Source organism: Simplicispira piscis, assembly GCF_054783455.1.
This window is the reverse complement of record NZ_BAAGQN010000004.1, coordinates 71,620-93,477: the sequence shown is the minus strand read 5'-3', so window position 1 is coordinate 93,477 and position 21,858 is coordinate 71,620. Positions and strand designations below refer to the sequence as shown.

Annotated in this window: 20 protein-coding genes, 2 tRNA genes and 1 pseudogene; 21 read left to right on the top strand and 2 right to left on the bottom strand. The window is 62.8% G+C overall.

Annotated features, from left to right (window positions below; genetic code table 11):
• The first annotated feature begins 10 nt into the window (after nt 1-10).
• The 12 genes and pseudogenes from uvrB to ACYVOC_RS01660 all read left to right on the top strand — a co-directional run.
• Nucleotides 11-2,104, top strand: a complete 2,094-nt coding sequence (gene uvrB / locus ACYVOC_RS01715; protein WP_461160663.1) for an excinuclease ABC subunit UvrB — start codon at nt 11-13, stop codon at nt 2,102-2,104.
• A gap of 226 nt (nt 2,105-2,330) precedes the next feature.
• Nucleotides 2,331-2,867 carry a Fe-S cluster assembly transcriptional regulator IscR gene (gene iscR / locus ACYVOC_RS01710; RefSeq protein WP_116003745.1) on the top strand — a complete coding sequence of 179 codons (537 nt, stop codon included), beginning with the start codon at nt 2,331-2,333 and terminating at the stop codon, nt 2,865-2,867.
• Between the two features lie 115 nt (nt 2,868-2,982).
• A complete protein-coding gene (locus ACYVOC_RS01705) occupies nt 2,983-4,203 on the top strand; it encodes an IscS subfamily cysteine desulfurase (protein WP_116003746.1) in 1,221 nt (406 codons plus the stop codon).
• Between the two features lie 53 nt (nt 4,204-4,256).
• Nucleotides 4,257-4,655 (top strand): Fe-S cluster assembly scaffold IscU, encoded by a 399-nt coding sequence (gene iscU / locus ACYVOC_RS01700; RefSeq protein ID WP_116003747.1) that lies wholly within the window; start codon nt 4,257-4,259, stop codon nt 4,653-4,655.
• A 4-nt stretch (nt 4,656-4,659) separates the two neighbouring features.
• A complete protein-coding gene (iscA, locus tag ACYVOC_RS01695; protein ID WP_116003748.1) occupies nt 4,660-4,983 on the top strand; it encodes an iron-sulfur cluster assembly protein IscA in 324 nt (107 codons plus the stop codon).
• Between the two features lie 61 nt (nt 4,984-5,044).
• Entirely contained in the window at nt 5,045-5,563 is a 519-nt protein-coding gene (gene hscB / locus ACYVOC_RS01690) for a Fe-S protein assembly co-chaperone HscB (protein WP_116003749.1), read from the top strand.
• Nucleotides 5,564-5,631: 68 nt separating this feature from the next.
• On the top strand, nt 5,632-7,500 hold the full coding sequence (gene hscA / locus ACYVOC_RS01685; RefSeq protein WP_461160662.1) for a Fe-S protein assembly chaperone HscA: 1,869 nt from the start codon (nt 5,632-5,634) through the stop codon (nt 7,498-7,500).
• Between the two features lie 15 nt (nt 7,501-7,515).
• Entirely contained in the window at nt 7,516-7,854 is a 339-nt protein-coding gene (gene fdx / locus ACYVOC_RS01680; protein WP_461160661.1) for an ISC system 2Fe-2S type ferredoxin, read from the top strand.
• A gap of 82 nt (nt 7,855-7,936) precedes the next feature.
• A complete protein-coding gene (gene dnaQ / locus ACYVOC_RS01675; protein ID WP_461160660.1) occupies nt 7,937-8,653 on the top strand; it encodes a DNA polymerase III subunit epsilon in 717 nt (238 codons plus the stop codon).
• Between the two features lie 45 nt (nt 8,654-8,698).
• Nucleotides 8,699-8,773 (top strand) — tRNA-Val (locus ACYVOC_RS01670).
• Nucleotides 8,774-8,814: 41 nt separating this feature from the next.
• A tRNA-Val gene (locus tag ACYVOC_RS01665) sits at nt 8,815-8,889 on the top strand.
• A 311-nt stretch (nt 8,890-9,200) separates the two neighbouring features.
• Nucleotides 9,201-9,553: pseudogene (locus tag ACYVOC_RS01660) on the top strand (BCCT family transporter); the annotation flags it as partial.
• A gap of 113 nt (nt 9,554-9,666) precedes the next feature.
• Here ACYVOC_RS01660 and ACYVOC_RS01655 read toward each other — a convergent pair.
• Complete coding sequence (locus ACYVOC_RS01655; RefSeq protein ID WP_461160659.1) at nt 9,667-10,326, bottom strand: TetR/AcrR family transcriptional regulator; 660 nt, start codon at nt 10,324-10,326, stop codon at nt 9,667-9,669.
• 256 nt (nt 10,327-10,582) lie between these two features.
• On the opposite strand from ACYVOC_RS01655, the gene ACYVOC_RS01650 reads away from it, so the two are divergent.
• From ACYVOC_RS01650 to ACYVOC_RS01610, 9 genes are all read left to right on the top strand, one after another.
• Nucleotides 10,583-11,737 (top strand): acyl-CoA dehydrogenase family protein, encoded by a 1,155-nt coding sequence (locus ACYVOC_RS01650; RefSeq protein ID WP_461160658.1) that lies wholly within the window; start codon nt 10,583-10,585, stop codon nt 11,735-11,737.
• Between the two features lie 39 nt (nt 11,738-11,776).
• On the top strand, nt 11,777-12,982 hold the full coding sequence (locus ACYVOC_RS01645) for an acetyl-CoA C-acetyltransferase (protein WP_461160657.1): 1,206 nt from the start codon (nt 11,777-11,779) through the stop codon (nt 12,980-12,982).
• A gap of 14 nt (nt 12,983-12,996) precedes the next feature.
• Nucleotides 12,997-15,144: a 3-hydroxyacyl-CoA dehydrogenase NAD-binding domain-containing protein gene (locus ACYVOC_RS01640; RefSeq protein ID WP_461160656.1), complete on the top strand. Its 2,148-nt coding sequence runs from the start codon at nt 12,997-12,999 to the stop codon at nt 15,142-15,144.
• Nucleotides 15,137-16,303, top strand: coding sequence for an acyl-CoA dehydrogenase family protein (locus ACYVOC_RS01635; protein ID WP_461160655.1), 1,167 nt, complete (start codon nt 15,137-15,139; stop codon nt 16,301-16,303). Before ACYVOC_RS01640 ends, ACYVOC_RS01635 begins: the two co-directional genes overlap by 8 nt.
• 5 nt (nt 16,304-16,308) lie before the next feature.
• Nucleotides 16,309-17,337 (top strand): CaiB/BaiF CoA transferase family protein, encoded by a 1,029-nt coding sequence (locus ACYVOC_RS01630; protein WP_461160654.1) that lies wholly within the window; start codon nt 16,309-16,311, stop codon nt 17,335-17,337.
• A gap of 42 nt (nt 17,338-17,379) precedes the next feature.
• A complete protein-coding gene (locus ACYVOC_RS01625) occupies nt 17,380-18,417 on the top strand; it encodes a histone deacetylase family protein (RefSeq protein WP_116003759.1) in 1,038 nt (345 codons plus the stop codon).
• Nucleotides 18,418-18,434: 17 nt separating this feature from the next.
• On the top strand, nt 18,435-19,538 hold the full coding sequence (locus ACYVOC_RS01620) for an NAD(P)/FAD-dependent oxidoreductase (RefSeq protein WP_461160704.1): 1,104 nt from the start codon (nt 18,435-18,437) through the stop codon (nt 19,536-19,538).
• A 127-nt stretch (nt 19,539-19,665) separates the two neighbouring features.
• Nucleotides 19,666-19,977, top strand: a complete 312-nt coding sequence (locus ACYVOC_RS01615; RefSeq protein ID WP_116003760.1) for a DUF883 domain-containing protein — start codon at nt 19,666-19,668, stop codon at nt 19,975-19,977.
• A 48-nt stretch (nt 19,978-20,025) separates the two neighbouring features.
• Nucleotides 20,026-20,421 carry a phage holin family protein gene (locus ACYVOC_RS01610; RefSeq protein WP_461160653.1) on the top strand — a complete coding sequence of 132 codons (396 nt, stop codon included), beginning with the start codon at nt 20,026-20,028 and terminating at the stop codon, nt 20,419-20,421.
• 335 nt (nt 20,422-20,756) lie between these two features.
• Here the strand turns inward: ACYVOC_RS01610 and ACYVOC_RS01605 are convergent, their stop codons facing one another.
• Nucleotides 20,757-21,824, bottom strand: coding sequence for a quinone-dependent dihydroorotate dehydrogenase (locus ACYVOC_RS01605; protein WP_116003763.1), 1,068 nt, complete (start codon nt 21,822-21,824; stop codon nt 20,757-20,759).
• Between the last annotated feature and the right edge of the window lie 34 nt (nt 21,825-21,858).

Genomic DNA, 21,858 nt, shown 5'->3' with positions numbered 1-21,858 from the left:
GTGCCGCACCATGTCCATGCAAGAAACCGCCATCGAACCCGTCAAGGGGCAGTTCGTCCAGTTCCCCGGCTCGCCCTTCGAGCTGTACCAGCCATACCCCCCTGCGGGCGACCAGCCCACCGCCATCGACCTGTTGGTGGAGGGAGTGAACGCGGGAGAGGTGTTCCAGACCCTGCTGGGTGTGACTGGCTCGGGCAAAACCTTCACCATGGCCAACGTGATTGCGCGCCTGGGCCGGGCTGCCATTGTGTTTGCGCCCAACAAGACGCTGGCGGCGCAGCTCTACAGCGAGTTCCGTGAGTTCTTTCCGAAGAACGCGGTGGAATACTTCGTCAGCTACTACGACTACTACCAGCCCGAGGCCTACGTGCCCCAGCGCGATCTGTTCATCGAAAAGGACAGCGCCATCAATGAGCACATCGAGCAGATGCGCCTGTCGTGCACCAAAAGCCTGCTGGAGCGGCGCGATGTGGTGATCGTGGCCACGGTGTCGGCCATTTACGGCATTGGCAACCCCGAGAGCTACCACCGCATGGTCATGACGCTGCGTGCGGGCGACAAACTGGGCCAGCGTGATGCGATTGCGCAGTTGGTGCGCATGCAGTACCAGCGCAATGACATGGACTTTTCGCGCGGCAATTTTCGCGTGCGGGGCGACACCATTGATGTGTTTCCGGCCGAGCATTCGGAGCTGGCCCTGCGCATTGAGCTGTTTGACGACGAGATCGAGAGTCTGCAACTGTTCGATCCGCTCACCGGCCGGGTGCGCCAGAACATTCCGCGCTTTACCGTGTACCCCAGCAGCCACTACGTCACGCCGCGCGACCAGGTGCTGCTGGCGGTCGAAGCCATCAAGGCCGAACTGTCGGAGCGCCTCAAGCAACTGCTGGCCGACGGCAAGCTGGTCGAAGCGCAGCGCCTGGAACAGCGCACGCGCTTTGACCTGGAAATGCTCAGCGAGGTGGGCCATTGCAAAGGCATCGAAAACTACTCGCGCCACCTGGCAGGCACGGCGGCGGGCGACCCGCCCAGCACGCTGACCGACTATTTGCCGCGCGATGCATTGATGTTTCTGGACGAGAGCCACCAGATGATCGGCCAGCTCAACGCCATGTACAACGGCGACCGCTCGCGCAAGACCACGTTGGTGGAATATGGCTTCCGGCTCCCCAGTGCGCTCGATAACCGGCCACTCAAGTTCGAGGAATTCGAAGCCCGCATGCGCCAGGTGGTGTTCGTGTCTGCCACTCCGGCCGACTACGAAAAGCAGCACGCGAGCCAGGTGGTCGAACAGGTGGTACGGCCCACGGGCCTGGTCGATCCCTTGGTGGAAGTGCGGCCCGCCACCCACCAGGTGGACGATGTGCTGCAGGAAATCCGCATCCGCGCCGACCTGGGTGAGCGCGTGCTGATCACCACGCTGACCAAGCGCATGGCTGAGCAGCTCACCGACTACCTGACCGACAACGGCGTCAAGGTGCGCTATCTGCACAGCGATGTGGACACTGTGGAGCGCGTGGAGATCATCCGCGACCTGCGGCTGGGCGCCTTCGATGTGCTGGTGGGTATCAACCTGCTGCGCGAGGGCCTGGATATTCCCGAAGTGTCGCTGGTGGCCATTCTGGATGCGGACAAGGAAGGTTTTTTGCGCTCCGAGCGCAGCCTGATCCAGACCATTGGCCGGGCGGCACGCAATGTTTCGGGCAAGGCCATTCTGTATGCCGACCGTGTGACCGATTCCATGGCACGCGCCATCGGCGAGACCGAGCGCAGGCGCGCCCGGCAGGTCGCATTCAATACCGCGAATGGCATTACGCCGCGCAGCATTGTCAAGCAGGTAAGAGACCTGATTGATGGCGTCTACAGCGAGAAGGCGGGCAAGGACGCCCAACGCCTGGAGCAAGAGGCACTGCAGCGCGCACGGGCGGAGGATATGTCGGAAAAAGACCTGGCCCGTGAGATCAAGCGGCTGGAGAAGCTGATGCTGGAACATGCCCGCAACCTGGAGTTTGAACAGGCTGCCCGCGTACGCGACCAGTTGGCACGCCTCAAAGACATGGCCTTTGGTGCCCATGGTAGCGACAATGCCCCTCTGGCAGGCTAGGAATACAAGGTTTTTGCAACTTGCATGGCGCAATTGCGACCATCTGGTTTTTTTACCCGACAAATTTGATATGGATTGTGCTAGAATGCCCTTAGCCGAAAACAAAAAACCACGATGAAGACCCGCAGCCACTGACTTGTTGCGGGACGGGTGGAGACGGTGTCCTGATAGGTCATGAACCATTCAGGCGTTTCACGAACCAACAAGCCAGATAAAGGAGCTTGCGATGCGTCTCACTACCAAAGGCCGTTTTGCGGTCACCGCGATGATCGATCTGGCCTTGCGCCAAGGCAATGGACCAGTCACCCTGGCTGCCATCAGCCAGCGCCAGCGCATTTCGCTGTCGTACCTGGAGCAGCTGTTTGGCAAACTGCGCCGCCATGAGCTGGTGGAATCCACCCGCGGCCCTGGCGGCGGTTACACGCTGGCGCGCAAAGCCGGTGACATCACCATTGCCGACATCATTGTGTCGGTTGATGAGCCCATCGATGCCACGCAATGCGGCGGCAAGGAAAACTGCATGGGCGAAGCCGGTCGTTGCATGACGCACGACCTCTGGGCCACCTTGAACCAGCGCGTGGTTGAGTTTCTGGACTCCGTCACGTTGCAAAAACTGGTGGACGAGCAGTTGGCCAAAGGCTTGACGATCGAAGACAAGCCGATGACCCGCCGTGCCATCTCCACCACGCCTGTGATCAAACCGATCCGCGTGAATGCACCCAATTCAGTGTTTGCCCTGGGCAACGTGTTCGCCAAATCCTGAAGACCCTGATAGAGAAGCGGGTGGCTGCGTGCCGACCGGCGCGCGGTGCGCGTTTCCGGCAAGCTACCCGCCTGTGCACTGCAATTGCCAGCCCGAAGACCTGACCGAGCCAGCTATGGACATGACTCCCCACTTTCCGATTTATCTCGACTACGGCGCCACCACGCCAGTGGATCCGCGCGTCGTGGACGCCATGATTCCCTGGCTGCGCGAGCATTTTGGCAATCCTGCATCCCGTAGCCACGCCTGGGGCTGGGAAGCCGAAGAGGCCGTGGAAAAGGCCCGCGTCCAGGTCGCTGAGTTGATCGGCGCAGACCCGCGCGAAATCGTCTGGACCAGCGGCGCCACGGAATCGAACAACCTGGCCATCAAGGGCGCCGCCCATTTCTACAAGGGCAAGGGCAAGCACCTCATCACGGTCAAGACCGAGCACAAGGCTGTGCTGGACGTGATGCGCGAGCTGGAGCGCCAGGGTTTTGAGGTCACCTACCTGAACGTGCAGGAAAACGGCTTGCTGGACTTCGACGCGCTCAAGGCGGCGATTCGCCCCGACACCATCTTGATCAGCGTGATGTTCGTGAACAACGAGATCGGCGTGATCCAGGACATTCCGGCCATTGGCGCGATGTGCCGTGAAAAGGGCATCATCTTCCATGTGGATGCAGCGCAAGCCACGGGCAAGCTGCCTATCGACCTGGCCACGTTGCCGGTCGACCTGATGAGTCTGGCCTCACACAAAACCTATGGCCCCAAGGGCATTGGCGCTCTGTATGTGCGCCGCAAGCCGCGCATTCGCCTCGAAGCCCAGATGCACGGCGGCGGTCATGAGCGCGGTATGCGCTCGGGTACGCTGCCCACGCACCAGATTGTGGGCATGGGCGAGGCGTTCCGCATCGCCCGTGAGGAAATGGCGCAAGACCTTGCCAAGGCGCACAGCCTGCAAAAGCGTTTGCTCGATGGCCTGACCGATATGGAGCAGGTGTTCATCAACGGTGACATGGCGCAGCGCGTGCCGCACAACCTGAACATCAGCTTCAACTATGTAGAGGGCGAGTCGCTCATCATGGGGATCAAGGGCCTGGCGGTGTCGTCGGGTTCAGCCTGCACTTCGGCCAGCCTGGAACCCAGCTATGTGCTGCGTGCCCTGGGCCGCAGCGACGAGCTGGCGCACAGCAGCTTGCGCATGACGATTGGCCGCTTCACTACGGCCGAGGAAATCGACTACGCCATCGGCACGATCCGTGAAAACGTAGCCCGGCTGCGCGACCTCAGCCCCCTGTGGGACATGTACAAGGATGGCGTGGACCTGAGCACAATCCAGTGGGCCGCGCACTGAGCCTGCAGGCATTGCCCGCAGCACCCGTTATTTGAATCGAGGAGGTAAACACCATGGCTTACTCAGAAAAAGTGATCGACCATTACGAGAATCCGCGCAATGTGGGTTCGTTTGACAAGGGCGATGATTCCGTGGGCACTGGCATGGTCGGCGCCCCGGCCTGCGGCGACGTGATGAAGCTGCAGATCAAGGTCAACCCCGAAACGGGTGTCATTGAGGATGCACGCTTCAAGACCTATGGCTGTGGCTCGGCTATCGCTTCGTCATCGCTGGTGACCGAATGGGTCAAGGGCAAGACGCTGGACCAGGCGGCGGCCCTCAAGAACAGCGAAATTGCCCAGGAACTGGCGTTGCCGCCGGTCAAGATTCACTGCTCCATCCTTGCAGAAGACGCCATCAAGGCGGCGGTGCAGGACTACAAAACCAAACACGGCACCGCTGTTGCCGCCTGAAGCCATGGCAATTACCCTGACCGAAGCGGCAGCCCGGCATGTCAGCCGTTACCTGTCGCGGCGTGGCAAGGGCCTGGGAGTGCGTCTGGGTGTCAAGACCAGCGGTTGCTCGGGCCTGGCGTACAAGCTCGAATACGTGGACGACGCTGAGCCAGAAGACATCATTTTCGAGAACCACGGCGTGAAGGTGCTGATCGATCCCAAGAGCCTGGCCTATATCGACGGCACGGAGCTGGACTTCGTGCGTGAGGGGCTGAATGAAGGCTTTCGCTTCAGCAACCCGAACGAACGTGACCGCTGCGGATGTGGAGAGAGCTTCCGCGTCTGACCCTGGCCCGCTGAACTGTAAAACCGCCATCGCGCACCGTGTTGGCGGTTTTTTTGCTGATATGAACCTTCAATCCGACGATTTTGAGTTGTTTGGTGTGCCAAGGCGTTTTGCCCAGGAGCGCAGTGCGCTCGATGCACGCTGGAAAGAACTGCAGCGTGAAGCCCACCCCGACCGCCATACCGCCAGCAATGCCGCAGTACAACGCCAGGCCATGCAATGGTCGGTGCGCATCAACGAGGCGTATCAGCGCATCAAGGACCCGCTGCGCCGGGCGGCCTACCTGTGTGAGTTGAACGGTGCGCCGATCCGCGCTGAGGACAACACCGCCATGCCCGCTGATTTTTTGGTGCAGCAAATGGAATGGCGCGAAGCGCTCGAAGATGCAGAAAATCTGGCCGAAGTCGATGCGCTGGAAGCCCAGGTGCACCAGGCTCGGCGCACCACCCTGGAGCGCTGCGCCGATTTCATCGACCAGCAGCAGGACTATGCTGCTGCAGCCCGCCAGGTCAGAGCCCTCATGTTCATTGCGCGTTTTGCGCTCGACATCGAGCGCAAGCAGGAGCAACTGGGACAATAGCGCCCAGACCTATCGATTTTTCGTGCCGCCGAGCGTGCAGGCGCATCCCCCAGAAAAGACAGGAACCCATGGCGCTGTTGCAGATTTCCGAACCCGGCCAGTCCCCCGCACCCCACCAGCGACGCATTGCTGTGGGTATTGACCTGGGCACCACCCATTCGCTGGTGGCCGCTGTGCGCAACGGCGTGGCTGAATGCCTGCCCGATGGCGAAGGCCGGGTGCTGCTGCCTTCGGTCGTGCGTTACCTGCAGGGCGGGGGCCGCCAGATTGGGTATGCTGCCGTGGCAGCGCAGCAGGGTGATGCCGGTAACACCATTGCCTCCGCAAAGCGTCTGATGGGGCGGGGCCTGGCCGATATTGCCCAGGTCGACAAGTTGCCTTATGAGCTGGTGGCCGCAGGGCAGGGTGGCGGCATGGTCAGCATTGCCACGGCCGATGGCACCAAATCGCCGGTAGAGGTCAGCGCCGAGATCCTGGCCAGCCTGCGCCAGCGGGCCGAAGACACTTTCGATGACGACCTGTATGGCGCCGTGATCACCGTGCCGGCCTACTTTGACGATGCCCAGCGCCAGGCCACCAAGGATGCCGCGCAACTGGCGGGTATCAACCTCCTGCGCCTTATCAATGAGCCCACGGCTGCCGCGATTGCCTATGGCCTGGACAACGCCAGCGAAGGCGTTTATGCCGTTTATGACCTGGGCGGCGGAACCTTTGACATTTCCATCTTGCGGCTGACGCAAGGGGTTTTTGAGGTGCTGGCCACAGGTGGTGACTCGGCCCTGGGGGGAGATGACTACGACACGGCGTTGGCCGACTGGGTATTGGCGCAGTGTGGTGTGCAGGTGCACACCCCGGCCGACAAGACGGCGGCACAATTGGCTGCACGGGCCTGCAAAGAGGCGTTGACTGCTACTGAAAATGTAGCTTATAGCGCCCTGTTGACGGGCGTTAGAGTCCATTTTAATGTCAATCGCAATGATTTCGAGGCAGCTACGGCTGCGCTCACGGCGCGCTCGCTTGCCGCCGTGCGCAGGGCGCTGCGCGATGCCCAGCTGACCCGCGATGACGTGCAGGGCGTGGTCATGGTGGGTGGCTCCACACGTATGCCGCAGGTGCAACGTGCCGTTGGAGATTTTTTCGGCCGTGAACCTCTGACCAACCTGGACCCTGACGAAGTGGTCGCCCTGGGCGCCGCCATCCAGGCCAACCAGCTGGCGGGTAACAACACCACGGGTGATTTGCTGCTGCTGGACGTGATCCCGCTCTCACTGGGTGTGGAGACCATGGGCGGGTTGGTGGAGCGCATCGTTGCGCGCAACGAGACGATTCCCACCGCCAAGGCCCAGGATTTCACCACCTATAAAGATGGCCAGACCGCCCTGGCCATCCATGTAGTGCAAGGCGAACGCGACCTGGTGCAGGATTGCCGCAGCCTGGCACGCTTTGAGTTGCGGGGCATTCCCCCCATGGCGGCGGGCGCCGCGCGCATCCGCGTCACTTTTACCGTCGATGCCGATGGCCTGCTCAGCGTGGGTGCGCGCGAGCAAATCAGCGGTGTGGAAGCGCATATCGACGTCAAGCCCAGCTATGGGCTGAGTGACGAACAGATCGCCCGCATGCTGCAGGAGGGCTTCTCCACGGCCGCGCAGGACATGCAGGCGCGCGCCTTGGTAGAAGCCCGTGTCGATGCCGACCGCATGCTGATCGCCACGCAAAGTGCACTCGACGCGGATGGCGATATCCTGTCTCCGAGCGAGCGCGACAGCATTGACGCTCTCATGAACGCCTTGCGCCAAACAGTTTCGGTGGCCGATAGCGCCGCCACGCTGGAAGACGCCACGCAGGCCCTGGCCAAGGGTACGGAGGCCTTTGCTGCTCAGCGCATGAACCGCGGCATCCGCCAGGCGCTGGCCGGTAAAAACGTCCAGACCCTCTAACATTCAATACACGCCATGCCTGTCATCAAAATCCTGCCCCACCCCGAGTATTGCCCCGCAGGCACCGAGATCACTGCCCCCGTGGGCACCTCGATCTGCGAGGCCTTGCTGGAAAACCATATCAACATCGAGCACGCCTGCGACATGAGCTGTGCCTGCACGACCTGCCATATCATCGTGCGCGATGGTTTTTCTTCGCTCAATGAGGCCGAAGAAGAAGAGGAAGACCTGCTTGACCGCGCCTGGGGCCTGGAGCCGCAGTCACGCCTGAGCTGCCAGGCCATACTGACAACCCGGGATGTGACCATAGAGATTCCCAAATACTCGATCAACCACGCCAAGGAAAACCACTGATGGTTGTTGACCCCCACGTTGACTATTCACTGCTCGCCTCTGAGGCGGCGCACGCCCCCTTTGGGGCGGCCCGGCGGAGCGCATGATGCGCCAGATCGTTCTGGACACGGAAACCACGGGCCTGTCGGCAGAAGGCGGCGACCGGATCATCGAGATTGGTTGCGTCGAACTCGTGGCCCGCAAGCTGACGGGGAACAACAAGCACTTCTACTTGAACCCAGGGCGCGACAGCCACGAGGATGCGCTCAAGGTGCACGGCATCAGCAATGAGTTCCTGCGCGACAAGCCCCGCTTCGAGGCCGTGGCCGACGAGCTGCTCGAGTACCTGCAGGGTGCTGAGATCATCATCCACAACGCGGCGTTCGACGTCAGCTTTCTCAACAAGGAACTGGAGCTGTCGGGTCGACCCGCGTTCCGCACCCACGTTGCGCAGGTGACCGACACCTTGGCCATGGCCAAGGAGCTGTATCCCGGCAAGCGCAATTCGCTCGATGCGCTGTGCGATCGCCTGGGTGTGGACAACTCCAGTCGCACCCTGCATGGTGCACTGCTGGATGCAGAGTTGCTGGCAGACGTCTACATCAATCTCACCCGCGGTCAAGATGCGCTGCTGATGACCGATGACTCTGCCGGTGCTTCCGCAGGGGGTGTGTTCGTGCCTGCAGTCGATTTGCGTAGCCTGGCGCTGCAGGTTCTTCGTGCCAATGCACAGGAGTTGACGGCCCACGAGCAAATCCTGGTTCAGATCGACCAGGACAGCAAAGGCAAAACAATTTGGCGTAGTTTGGAAGGCGCCTAAAAAAGCTGTGCCATAATCAAAGGCTTGTTGCAGTTAGCATAATTAGGGTGATTAGCTCAGTGGTAGAGCACTGCCTTCACACGGCAGGGGTCGCAGGTTCAAACCCTGCATCACCCACCAACATTCCTCAGTCTGCATTCTTTCTCGACTGCAGACCTGAAGGGCGATTAGCTCAGCGGTAGAGCACTGCCTTCACACGGCAGGGGTCACATGTTCGATCCATGTATCGCCCACCATTTACATTGCCGCCTCGCACCCCTGCCAGTCCGCTCATCGCGGACTGGCATTGTTTTTGGTTACTGCAAAGAGGAAGATTGCCCGTAACGGACGCATTCACTGGCAATGGAATCGGCCCCGCGTTGCGCCGTCTGGCGTGGTATTTTTCGCCGATGCGTCCCTGCGGCCTATCGGGGGCAGTGTGGTTCATCCATTCCTTTGAGGCTGACCCACGGTCCAAACACCTGTGAAATCTACAGAGCCGTAAGAAGGCGCTCCTGTACCCTCCCGTCACTGCAGAGGCTCAGCCCTTCGCCACGCTGGCGCCCCGGTGGTCGTGCCAGCGTTGCTGGTGTTTTGCGGGTTGTACCCGGACAGTACAGACCAGCTTTTCTCCGGTGTACAGACCTGAGGGGGGCTTCCGACTGGTTCTATACCGTAGCCGTCACGGGGTTCTGGTGTTGATCGCGACCAGCCGTTTGGACGACATCCGCCTGGGGCCGGACGCCGCCGCGCCCGACCAAAACGGGTGGCACACCAGCGGCTGCACGCGAGGCGCTTGAATTGACCTTCTCTTACTGGGGATTTCACGCCTGGGCGGTGTACGGCCCGATGGGCATGGCGCTGGCCTACTTCGGGTTTCGCTACCACCTGCCGCCCACGCTGCGCTCGGGCTGGCCAGTCTCCAGTCGTCACTGGCAATGGTACGCATGTTCCTGGGCCCGCTCAGGCGCTGTGTGGCCAGTGCGTGGGCATGGGCCCAACCTTTTGCTTGTTGCACCAAACCCAGTCAGACATCAGTCGGCCGACATTGCACGCCACAAAATCTGGAACAGTTCGTTGAACTGATCGGTCAGTGGCGTTTTTTCTTCGCGCACGATGTGCATCAGCACGACCCGGCCGATCATGCCCATGAAGACATCCAGCAGCACCTTGGATGACACCTTGCTGTTGAGCACGCCCCGGGACTGGCCATCCTTGAAGACCCCCAAAAAAGCACCCATCAGCTTGGGGCTTTCGTAGATGTCGATGTTCTTGTACCGCGATACGGGCACGGCCGTGAACATCAGCAGCATCAAGGCGGGGTGCTTGTCCATGTAGTCCAGAGTGACCCAGCAGGTTTTGCGCAGGCGTTCGCGGACACCGTCAATGCCCTGCAGGTGGTCGATCATGCGTTCGGCCAGGCGGCCCAGCATCACGTCGAGCATGGTGTAGACCAGCACTTCCTTGCTGCCGAAGTACTTGTAGATCGTCTGCAATGAGACATTGGCGGCGCGCGCCACGTCGATCAGGCCTACTTCATGGAAATCACGGCTGGAAAAGAGCGCCAGAACTGCTTTTTCGATGCGCGCCTGGGTGTCGCTGCGCATCTGCGAAAGCTGGGCACTGCGGTGAAGCTTGGCGCCTGTCTGTGCAGGCGGAGCGTCGGGTGCCGGAGCAAGGGGTGGAGCTGTCATGGAAATTTATATTACCAAATGAGCTATGGCAGCGGAAGAAAATTGCGTCAACTTGTCATCCAGAGCCGGTTTGGTCAAGATACGGACTGTTGCGTCACCCTCGTATTCTCTTGTATGAAAAGGGTGATGGCACATGCAAGAGCTTGCAGATGGGTCTGTGTCGGTACACCAATTGTCGGTAATTGAAATTACTAATTTAGTGGTGCGATACATCGATGCAAGTTCTTTTGTTTGCATTACCGGAGGATTTGAACCCGTGGCTATTCAAAATTTTGCCCCTGCCTGGATGACCGAAGAGCACCAGATGCTGTACGACTCGGCACGTCGTTTTTTCAAGGAGCAGTGGGCACCCAAGGACGAAGCCTGGCGCAAGGCGGGCATGTTGGACCGCGAAGCCTGGGAAGAGGCAGGCGCCAATGGTTTTCTGTGTGCTTCCATGCCCGAGGAATACGGCGGTGGCGGGGGAGATTTTGGCCATGAGGCGGTGCTCATCCTGGCGCAGGGCTCGGCCAACGTTTCGGGATTTGGTGGCTCGCTGCACTCGGGCATCGTGGCGCCCTACATCCTGCACCATGGCACCGAAGAGCAGAAGAAGCGCTGGCTGCCGCGCCTGGCCACGGGCGAGCTGATTGGCGCCATTGCCATGACCGAACCGGGCACGGGCTCGGACCTGCAGGCGGTGCGCACCACCGCGATCAAAGAGGGCGAAAACTACCGCATCAACGGCAGCAAGACCTTCATCACCAATGGGCAGCTGGCCAACCTCGTCATTGTGGTCTGCAAGACCGACAAGGACCAGGGAGCGCAAGGCATGTCGCTGATGGTGGTTGAGACCGACCAGGTGCAGGGCTTCCGCCGCGGCCGCAATCTCGACAAACTGGGTATGGATGCGCAGGACACCTCGGAGTTGTTTTTTGACGATGTGGTGATTCCGGCTGCCAACCTGTTGGGTGGGCATGAGGGACAGGGCTTCGTGCAACTGATGCAGGAGTTGCCGCAGGAGCGCCTGATCGTGGCGTTTGCAGGTATTGCCGCCATGGAGCTGGCCATGCAGGAAACGCTGGCCTACACCAAGGAGCGCAAGGCGTTTGGCAAGCCGATCTTCTCGTTCCAAAACACCCGTTTCAAGCTGGCCGAATGCCAGGCACTGCTGATGGCCTCGCGCGCGCTGGTCGATGCGGCCATGGTGGCGCACCTCCAGGGTGGGCTAGGCGTGGACCGTGCCGCGCTTATCAAATACTGGATTAGCGACAACCAGTGCAAGCTGATCGACGAATGCCTGCAGCTCTTTGGTGGCTACGGCTACATGAAGGAATACCCCATCGCCCGCCTGTATGCCGATGCCCGCGTGCAGCGCATCTACGGCGGCACCAACGAAATCATGAAGGAACTGGCTTCGCGTTTTCTGTGATGCCAGACCAGAAAAACTTTAACCATTGAAGGAGCTTCCATGACCGAAGCCTATATTTTCGACGCCGTGCGTACCCCGCGCGGCAAGGGTAAAAAAGATGGCGGCCTGCACCAGGCCACGCCCGTGTGGCTGCTGCGCACGCTGCTGCAGGCCTTGCAGCAGCGCAACCAGCTCGATACCGCGCTGGTGGACGATCTCGTTCTCGGCTGTGTCACCCCGGTAGGAGAGCAGGGTGCCGACATCGCCCGTACAGCCGTGCTGGATGCTGGCTGGGCGCAAAGTGTGGCTGGCGTGACGCTCTCGCGCTTCTGTGCCTCGGGCCTGGAGGCTGTGAACCTGGCCACGGCCAAGATCATGTCCGGCATGGAGGACATGGTCGTTGCGGGAGGTGTCGAATCCATGAGCCGCTGGGCCATGGGCAGTGACGGTGGAGCGTGGGTGATGGACCCACGCATCAACAGCGGAACGGCCTTTGTGCCCCAGGGCATCAGCGCCGACCTGATTGCCACGCTGGAGGGCTTCAGCCGCCAGGACCTGGATGCCTTTGCAGCCGAGTCGCACCGCCGTGCGGCGGCCGCACAGGCCGGGGGGCGCTTTGCAAAATCGCTGGTCGCGGTCACGGATATCAATGGCATGACCTGGCTGGACCGCGACGAAACCATCCGCCCGGGGACCTCGGTCGAATTGCTCGCCAAGCTCAATTCCTCGTTCGAAATGATGGGCGCCATGGGTTTTGATTCCACGGCGCTGGACAAGTACACCACCATCGAGAAGATCCACCACCACCACCACGCGGGCAACTCCTCGGGCATTGTCGATGGCGCGGCGTTGATGCTGCTGGGCAGCAAGGCTGCGGGCGAGAAGGCAGGCCTCAAGCCCCGTGCCCGCGTACGCATGTGTGCCGTTATCGGCTCCGAGCCCACCATCATGCTGACCGGCCCCACGCCTGCGTGCCGCAAGGCGCTGGCCAAGGCGGGCATGTCGGCGTCAGACATCGACCTGTGGGAAATCAACGAGGCCTTCGCCACCGTGCCCATGAAGACAGCGCGCGACCTGGGCGTTTCGCTCGACCGCGTGAATGTGAACGGTGGTGCCATCGCCATGGGCCACCCCCTGGGCGCTACGGGCGCCATCATCCTGGGCACGGCGCTGGACGAGCTGGAACGCACCGGCAAAGCCACAGCCATGGCCACCCTGTGCGTCGGTGCCGGCATGGGCATCGCGACCATCATCGAACGCGTTTGAGGAAAGGCCGAACCATGACACAGAACAACACCATCGCCTTCGACGTGGATGCCAGCGGCATCGGCCTGGTCACCTTCGACCAGCCTGGCCGCGTGATGAATGTGCTTACGCCCGAGCTGCTGGGCGGCTTCGCCACCCTTCTGGAGCGGCTGGAGAAAGAAGACTCTCTCAAAGGGCTGGTCATCACCTCCGGCAAGCCCTCCTTCATCGTGGGCGCCGATATTGACCAGCTCAGCCAGATCACCACCGTAGAGCAGGCTTTCCAGCTCGGCGAAGAACTCAAGGCCCTGCTGCGCCGCATGGAGAAATGCGGCAAACCCGTGGTGGCCGCCCTCAACGGCACCACGCTGGGAGGCGGCCTGGAGCTGGCGCTGGCCTGCCACGCCCGCTTTGCCATCGACGACCCCAAGGCTAAGATCGGCTTGCCCGAGGTCAAGCTGGGCCTGCTGCCCGGTGCCGGTGGCACGCAGCGCCTGCCGCGCCTGATCGGCATCCAGAAGAGCTTCGAGCTCATCACCCAGGGCACGGAGCTGAGTCCCGCCAAGGCCAAGGGCCTGGGCATCGTCAACGAGCTGGCGGCCTCGCGCGAAGAACTGCTGCAAAAGGCGCGTGACTGGTGCCTGGCCAACCCCAAGCCCGTGCAGCCCTGGGACGCCAAGGGCTTCCGCATCCCCGGCGGCGACAGCAAGAGCCCGTCCGTGGTGCAGATGCTGGCCATCGCACCCTCCATGGCCAACGCCAAGGCGCATGGCAACTACCCGGCCATCACGCACATCATGAGCTGCCTGTTCGAGGGCTGCCTGCTCGACATCGACAACGCGCTGCAGGTCGAGTCGCGCTACTTTGCGGCCTGCATCGTCTCGCAGGTCAGCAAGAACATGATCGGTACGCTGTGGTACCAGCTGGGTGCCATCAAGAAGGGCCAGTCGCGCCCCGCGAACCAGCCGCAGGGCAAAGTCAAAAAGGTCGGCATCCTGGGTGCGGGCATGATGGGCGCGGGCATCGCCTACGTCTCGGCCAAGGCTGGCATCGACGTGGTACTGCTCGACACCACGCATGAGAACGCCGACAAGGGCAAGGCCTACTCGCAAGGGCTGCTGGACAAGGCACTGTCGCGCGGCAAGACCACGCAGGAGAAACGCGATGCGCTGCTCGCACGCATCCAGCCGACCACGCGCTACGAAGACCTGCATGGCTGCGACCTGGTGGTGGAGGCCGTGTTCGAGGACCGTGCCATCAAGGCCGACTGCACCAAGCTGGCCGAGGCCGTGATCGGCGAGGACGCGGTGTTCGCCTCCAACACCTCCACGCTGCCCATCACCGGCCTGGCCCAGGTGAGCCGCCGCCCGGCGCACTTCATCGGCCTGCATTTCTTCTCGCCCGTGGACAAGATGCCGCTGGTCGAGATCATCGTGGGCGAGAAGACGTCGGACGCCACGCTGGCACGCGGTTTCGACTACGTGCTGCAGATTGGCAAGACGCCCATCGTGGTCAATGACAGCCGGGGCTTCTACACCTCGCGCGTGTTCGCCACCTATGTGATGGAGGGCATCGCCATGCTGGCCGAGGGCGTGCATCCGCGCTCCATCGAGGTGGCGGGCGTCAAGGCCGGCATGCCCATGCCGCCGCTGGCCCTGCAGGACGAGGTGTCGCTGAGCCTGTCGCTGCACGTGAGCGACCAGACGCGCCGCGACCTGGAAGCCGAAGGCAAGACCTATCCCACGCACCCCGGCGAGGAGGTGCTGCGCAAGCTGTGCGCCGAGATGGGTCGCGTCGGCAAGAAGACAGGCAAGGGCTTTTACGACTACCAGGGCAAGGAAAAGACCCTGTGGCCAGATCTCACCAAACTCTACCCACCGCGCGCTGAACAGCCCACGCAGCAGGAACTGGTGGACCGCCTGATGTTCATCCAGGCCAACGAGGCCGCGCGCTGCTTCGAGGAAAACGTGGTGCGCTCGGTGGCGGACGCCAACATCGGCTCCATCTTCGGCTGGGGTTTTGCGCCGCACCAGGGCGGGGCATTGCAGTTCATCAACGCCATGGGCCTGCAGCGCTTCGTAGCGCGCTCGCGCGAACTGGCGCGGCAGCATGGCGCGCGCTTCGAGCCCGCGGCCATTCTGGTCCAGATGGCGCAGGAAAACCGGAGGTTTGAGGATGCGTGATCCGGCTCTGCGCAGTGTGTACGTGGACTACTTCAACGAAACCCACGGCATGGTGCGCGACACCATGCGCCGCTTCGTCAACGAGGCCGTCAAGCCGCACATCGACGCGTGGGAAGAGGCGGGCGGTTTCCCGCGCGAGATCTACCCGCAGGCGGGCGGCCTGGGCTTGCTGGGCATCGGCCATCCGACCGAGTTCGGCGGCTCGGGCGAACAGGATGTGTTCCTCAAGGTGGCCGCCAGCGAGGAACTGATGCGCAGCGGCTCGGGCGGCTTCGTCGCCAGCCTGGGTTCGCTGGACATCGGCCTGCCGCCGGTCTGGCGCACGGGTTCGGACGAGCTCAAGCAGCGCATCGTGCCGCAGGTGCTCGCGGGCGAGAAGATCATCGCCCTGGCCATCACCGAGCCCAGCGGCGGCTCGGACGTGGCCAACCTCAAGACCCGCGCGGTGCGCGATGGCGACCACTATGTGGTCAACGGCTCCAAGACCTTTATCACCTCGGGCGCCCGCGCCGACTACTACACCGTGGCCGTACGCACGGGCGAGGCGGGTTTTGGAGGCGTGTCGCTGCTACTCATCGAGAAGGGCACGCCGGGCTTCACCGTGGGGCGCAACCTGAAGAAGATGGGCTGGTGGGCGTCCGATACGGCCGAGCTGTTCTTCCAGGACTGCCGCGTGCCGGCGGAAAACCTGCTGGGGCCGGAGAACTCGGGCTTCTTCACCATCATGGCCAACTTCCAGGCCGAGCGCCTGAGCCTGGCCATCATGGCCTACATGACGGCGCAGCTTGCGCTGGAGCAATGCCTGGCCTACGTGAAGGAGCGCACCACCTTCGGCAAGCCGCTGTCCAAACACCAGGTCATCCGCCACAAGCTGGCCGAGATGGCCACGCAGGTGAACGTGGCGCGCGAATACACCTACCGCTGCGCCGCGCGCATGCAGGCGGGTGAGTCGGCGATCGCCGAGGTGTCGATGGCCAAGAACTTCGCCACCTCGGTGTCCACCATGGTCACCCACGAGGCGGTGCAGATCTTCGGCGGCATGGGCTACATGCGCGAGTCGCTGGTCGAGCGCCTGTACCGCGACAACCGCATCCTCTCGATCGGCGGCGGCACGCACGAGATCATGAACGAGATCATTTCCAAACAACTCGGGTTGTGACGGACATGGCTGTACCACCACTGCTGTCCGGCCTGCGCGTGCTCGACCTCACGCGCAACCTGCCTGGGCCGTTCGCCACGCGCCTGCTGGCCGACCTGGGCGCCACCATCGTCAAGGTGGAGCCGCCCGAGGGCGACCCTGCGCGGCCGCTGGCGGCGTTGTTCGAGGCGCTCAACCACGGCAAGGAATGCCGCACCATCGACTTCCGCAGCAGCGCCGACCTGGACCGCCTGCGCGCCTGGGTGCGCGACGCCGACGTGCTGCTCGACAGCTTTCGCCCTGGCGTGCTGCAGGGCCTGGGGCTGGATGCGGCCACGCTGCACGCGCTGAACCCGCGCCTGGTGATGGTGTCCATCACCGGCTACGGCCAGCATGGCCCCTGGGCGCAGAAGGCGGGGCACGACCTCAACTTCATGGCGCTGTCGGGCGTGCTGGACCAGATGCGCGCCCCCACGGGCGAGTTGGTCCTGTCCAACGTGCAGTGGGGCGATCTGGCGGGCGGCAGCGCCATGGCCTGCATCGCCGTGCTGGCGGCGGTGTTCGAGATGCAGCGCACGGGCCAGGGCCGGCACCTGGACGTCAGCATGGCCCATGGCCTGCACGCCCAACTGGTCATGCCCAAGGCCACGGGCGCCATGCTGGCGCCGCTGCTGGGGCGCCGCCCCGGTGCGGGCGAAGACTTGCTCAACGGCGTGCTGCCTTGCTACAACCTCTACGCCACGCAGGACGGGCGCCACCTGGCCGTGGGGGCGCTGGAGTTCAAGTTCTGGAAGGCAGCGTGCGAGGTCTTTGGCCGCGCTGACTGGGTGGCGCAGCACTGGCAACGCGGGCAACTGCCGGGCTCGCCCGAGTCCGCCGCTCTGCGCGATGCGGTGGCGCGGCTTGTGGCGTCGCACCCGCTGGAGTACTGGAGCGAGCGCTTTGCACAGGCCGATGCCTGCGTAACGCCGGTGCTCACGCTGGAAGAAGCGCAGGCGCACCCCTTGTTCGCGGATGGGGTGCGGCACCAGCCCTGGGCCGAGATACTGCCCTGATGCGGGCTTAAATCATGCTGCGCCGCTTTTACACTCAGCAGCATGATCACCTTTCACAACCCGCTGCACCACCTGCACGCTCCGGCCTATGAGTTTTTCCGGGGTGAGCGGGTGCCGTGTTTCGAGAAGCCTGCGCGCGTTGACTATGTCGAGACCCGCCTGACCGAGCAAGGCCATGTGCTGCTGGCGCCTGACCACGACAGCACCCCTGCGCTGGCCCAGGTGCATATGCTGCGCTACCTGCAATTCCTCACGACGGCCTGGTCGCAGTGGCTGGCGCTCGATCCGGCCAACGCCGATGTCCAGCCCTTTCCGTCGGTCTGGCCTGTGCGTACCCTGCGCAGCGACATCGAACCCGACAACTTCGTTGCCCGCCTCGGGCTGTATTCCATGGACAACGGCTCACCCTTGGCCGCTGGCACCTGGCAGGCAGCCAAGGCCGGCGCCGATGCTGCTGCCAGCGCAGCAGTGCGCGTGGCCGGTGGTGCGCGCGCTGCGTTCTGCTGTACACGCCCGCCGGGTCACCATGCAGGGCCTGACTTTATGGGGGGTTACTGCTTTCTCAACAACGCGGCGGTGGCCGCGCAAACGCTGCGCGACCAGGGCGCCGCCCGCGTTGCCGTGCTGGACGTCGACTACCACCACGGCAACGGCACGCAGGGCATTTTTTATGACCGCGCCGATGTGCTGTTCGTCAGCATCCACGGCGACCCGCGCACCGAATATCCGTTCTACCTGGGCCATGCCGATGAAGCCGGTGAAGGCGCCGGGGCTGGCTTCAACCTCAACCTTCCGCTGGCAGCGGGGAGCTCTGTCGTAGCCTGGTTTGACGCCCTGGATCAGGCCTGTGCGCGCATTGCGGCGGATGGTGTCGATGCCCTGGTGGTATCGCTGGGGCTCGATACCTATGAGGGTGATCCGATCTCGCGCTTTGCGCTGGCGTCGCCCGACTTCTTGCGGCTGGGCGAACGCCTGGCGCGGCTGGGCATGCCGACGGTGTTTGTGTTGGAGGGGGGCTATGCGGCTGCAGAACTGGGCACCAATGCCGTGAACGTGCTCGATGGTTTTGAACAGGCTTGACGGCAGAAGGAATGGGTATGGTGGACCAGGTCGATTGCGTGGTGGTGGGTGCTGGTGTGGTGGGGCTGGCAGTGGCGCGTGCGCTGGCGCTGCAGGGGCGCGAGGTCTTGGTGCTGGAGGCGGCGAACGCCATGGGTACCGGCACCAGTGCGCGCAACAGCGAGGTTATCCATGCGGGCCTGTACTACGCTGCGGGTTCGTTCAAAGCGCGCCTGTGTGTGCAGGGCCGCGAGATGTTGTATGGCTACTGCGCCGAGCGCCATGTTCCCCACCAGCGCTGCGGCAAACTGGTGGTGGCCACGGATGTCGCGCAGTTGTCCGCCTTGCAGGCGGTACAGCGCCACGCACAGGCCAATGGCGTGCTCGACCTGGAGTGGCTCGATCGCAATGCAGCGCAGGCGCTGGAACCTGCCCTGGAATGCGTAGCTGCCCTGCATTCGCCCAGCACGGGCATTGTGGACAGCCACGGCCTGATGCTGGCCTTGCTGGGTGATCTGGAGAGTCAAGGCGGTGTTTTGGCATTGAATTCGCCTCTAGAGCAAGCCCAATGCGCGCAAGAAGCTATTGAATTGGTAGTGAAGGACGGTACGCGATTGCGTGCAACCACCGTGGTGAACGCGGCCGGTCTGGCCGCGCCCAGCCTGGCTGCGCGGTTTGCGGGTGTGGACCCGGTGCATGTGCCGCAGGCGTGTTACGCCAAGGGCAACTATTTCACGCTCAGTGGCCGGGCACCTTTCTCGCGCCTGATCTATCCCGTGCCCGAAGCCTCCGGCCTGGGGGTACACCTGACGCTGGACCTGGGTGGCCAGGCCAAGTTTGGTCCCGATGTGCAATGGGTGGACAGTGCCGACGACCTGCTGGTGGATGCCGCGCGGGGCGATGCTTTTTACGCGCAAGTGCGCAAATACTGGCCGGGGCTGCGCGATGGTGCGCTGGCGCCGGGCTACGCCGGTATTCGGCCCAAGGTGCGTGGCCCGCAGGGACTGATGGCCGACTTCTGTATCCAGGGGCCGGCAGTGCACGGGGTGCCCGGACTGGTTCAGTTGTTCGGCATCGAATCGCCCGGCCTGACCAGTGCGTTGGCCATTGGCGCCCATGTCGCTGCCCTGCTGCAAGACTGACGGGTGACAGCCGCGTCCGACCAACTTTCTTGCGGGGTTTTGCCCATCATCGCTAAGATGAGCCCATGGTGGTCGCAAATTGGCACCTGCGGGCATGCCTGATTTGTATTTTTCATGAAAGGCTGATATGACGACTTCTGCAAACGATGTACTCCAAAGCACCCAGTCCGAACTGGAGAAACTGGTCTCCGACCTGCGTGCCCTGATGTCCAACAAGGATTTTGACGGCGTACCCGAAATCAAGATGCTGCGCCAGCGCCTGGACGATGGCCTGCACAACGCCCGCGATTCCGCCGTGCGTGCAGCCCAGGAAGCCGCGCGCCAGGCCAAGGATGCCGCACGCGCTGCCGACCGTTATGCCCACGACGAGCCCTGGCGTGTTGCAGGTGCCGCCATGGCTGTGGGCGCGCTGGTGGGATTCCTGCTTGCACGCCGTTGAAGCGAGCGTTCTGGCAATAGACAGACTGCAAGTGGGGAGGGAGGTGTCATGAACTGGATTTCCCTTCTCGGGCTTGAAACGCTTGTCTTGCGCTGGCGCGCCGCAGCCATGGAAGGTGCCATGGCCATCGAAGACAGGGCTGAGTTGGCGCGTCTCGAATGGCAGGAGCAAAAACGCAGGCTGCGTCAGCTGCTGCTGCTCGGCATTGCCGTGGCCGCACTGACCGTGGTGGCGCTGGTTGTGCTTTCGCTGGCTTTGCTGGTGCAGTTCTGGGACACGCCGCACCGTTCACTGGTGGCCTGGATTTTGGCGGCCCTGTGGTTGTTGGTCTGGGGCGGCTCCTTGGCCGCACTGCTGTCGGTAACCCGCCAGGCAGGCAATGCCTTTGCACTGACCCGCCAGGAGTTGCAACAAGACTGGCGCGAAATCAAGGAGCACCTGTGAGCATGTCGTCTTCCCCTGCATCCGTGCCCACCGCTCGGCGCCCCACCGCTCAGCAGCAACGGGTGCTAGAGCGTATTGCAACCCAGCGGACCAGACTGCGTGCCCGTAGCGCGCAGCGCCAACAGCTGCAGACCCAAGCCCGTAATACTCCAGGCGTTTCCCCCGATGCGCCTGTGATTCAACGGCTAGCGGTCTTTGCCAAACTGCATCCTGTGGTTGTGACGGCCGTGCTGGGCGCCGCATTGGCGGCGGGGCCGCGGCGCTTGGTGCGCTGGGCGGGGGTGATTTTGCCCCTCGTCATGCAGTTGCGCGGGCGATAAGACCCGCCTGCCTCGTCAGGCCAGGTTTTTGAGCGCGCGCGCCGTGCGCGCCACGATTGCTGGGCCTTCGTAGATCAACCCGGTGTAAATCTGCACCACATCAGCACCTGCGCGGATCTTGCTGACGGCATCTTCAGGACCCATGATGCCGCCTACCCCGATGATGGGGAAGCGGCTGCCCAGGGCGGAGCGCAACTGGCGGATGACCTGGTTGCTCGCCTCCAGAACAGGGGTGCCGCTCAGGCCGCCGGCTTCTTCGGCATGGCGCATACCTTGCACCGCAGTGCGGCTGATGGTGGTATTGGTGGCAACCACGCCATCCATGCCGTGGCGCTGCAGCGTTGCGGCAATGACGGCCACTTGGGCTTCGTCCAGATCGGGCGCAATTTTTACAAAAATCGGCACGCGGCGCGGTTGACCGTCGGCCCTGCGGTGCTTTCCGGCCAGTTGTTCGCGCCGCTCGGCAATGGCGCCGAGCAGGCTGTCCAGGGCCGCATCGCTTTGCAGTGCACGCAGGTTCTGGGTATTGGGCGAACTGATGTTCACTGTCACATAGTCTGCATGGGGGTAAACGCCATCGAGGCAGGTGAGATAGTCGCGCGTGGCCTCTTCGATGGGCGTGGTGGCATTCTTGCCAATGTTCAGGCCCAGCAGCAGGGGGTGCTGCTGCTTGGTGCGGAATTTCGCCTGTTGCACGTTGTGGAGAAAGGCGTCCAGCCCGTCGTTGTTGAAACCCAGTCGGTTGATGAGCGCGCGCGCTTCGGGCAGGCGGAACATGCGCGGCTTGGGGTTGCCCGGTTGTCCCTTGGGCGTGACCGTGCCCACTTCGACAAAACCAAAGCCCATGGCGCCCAGTGCGTCGATGCAGCGTGCATTTTTGTCCAGCCCGGCCGCCAGGCCTACGCGGTTAGGGAAGAGCAACCCCGCCAGCTCGATAGGGTCGTGCACGGTTTCATTGCACCAGGCCCACTGCAAGGGCGTGCCCTGGCCGCGGGCCAGCATGTCCATGGTGAGGTCGTGAGCGGTTTCGGCGTCGAGGCCGAACAGGAATGGGCGGGTAAGGGCGTAGGGGATCAGCGACATGGGGATAATTCAGTGTTCACCCCTTGATTCTCTC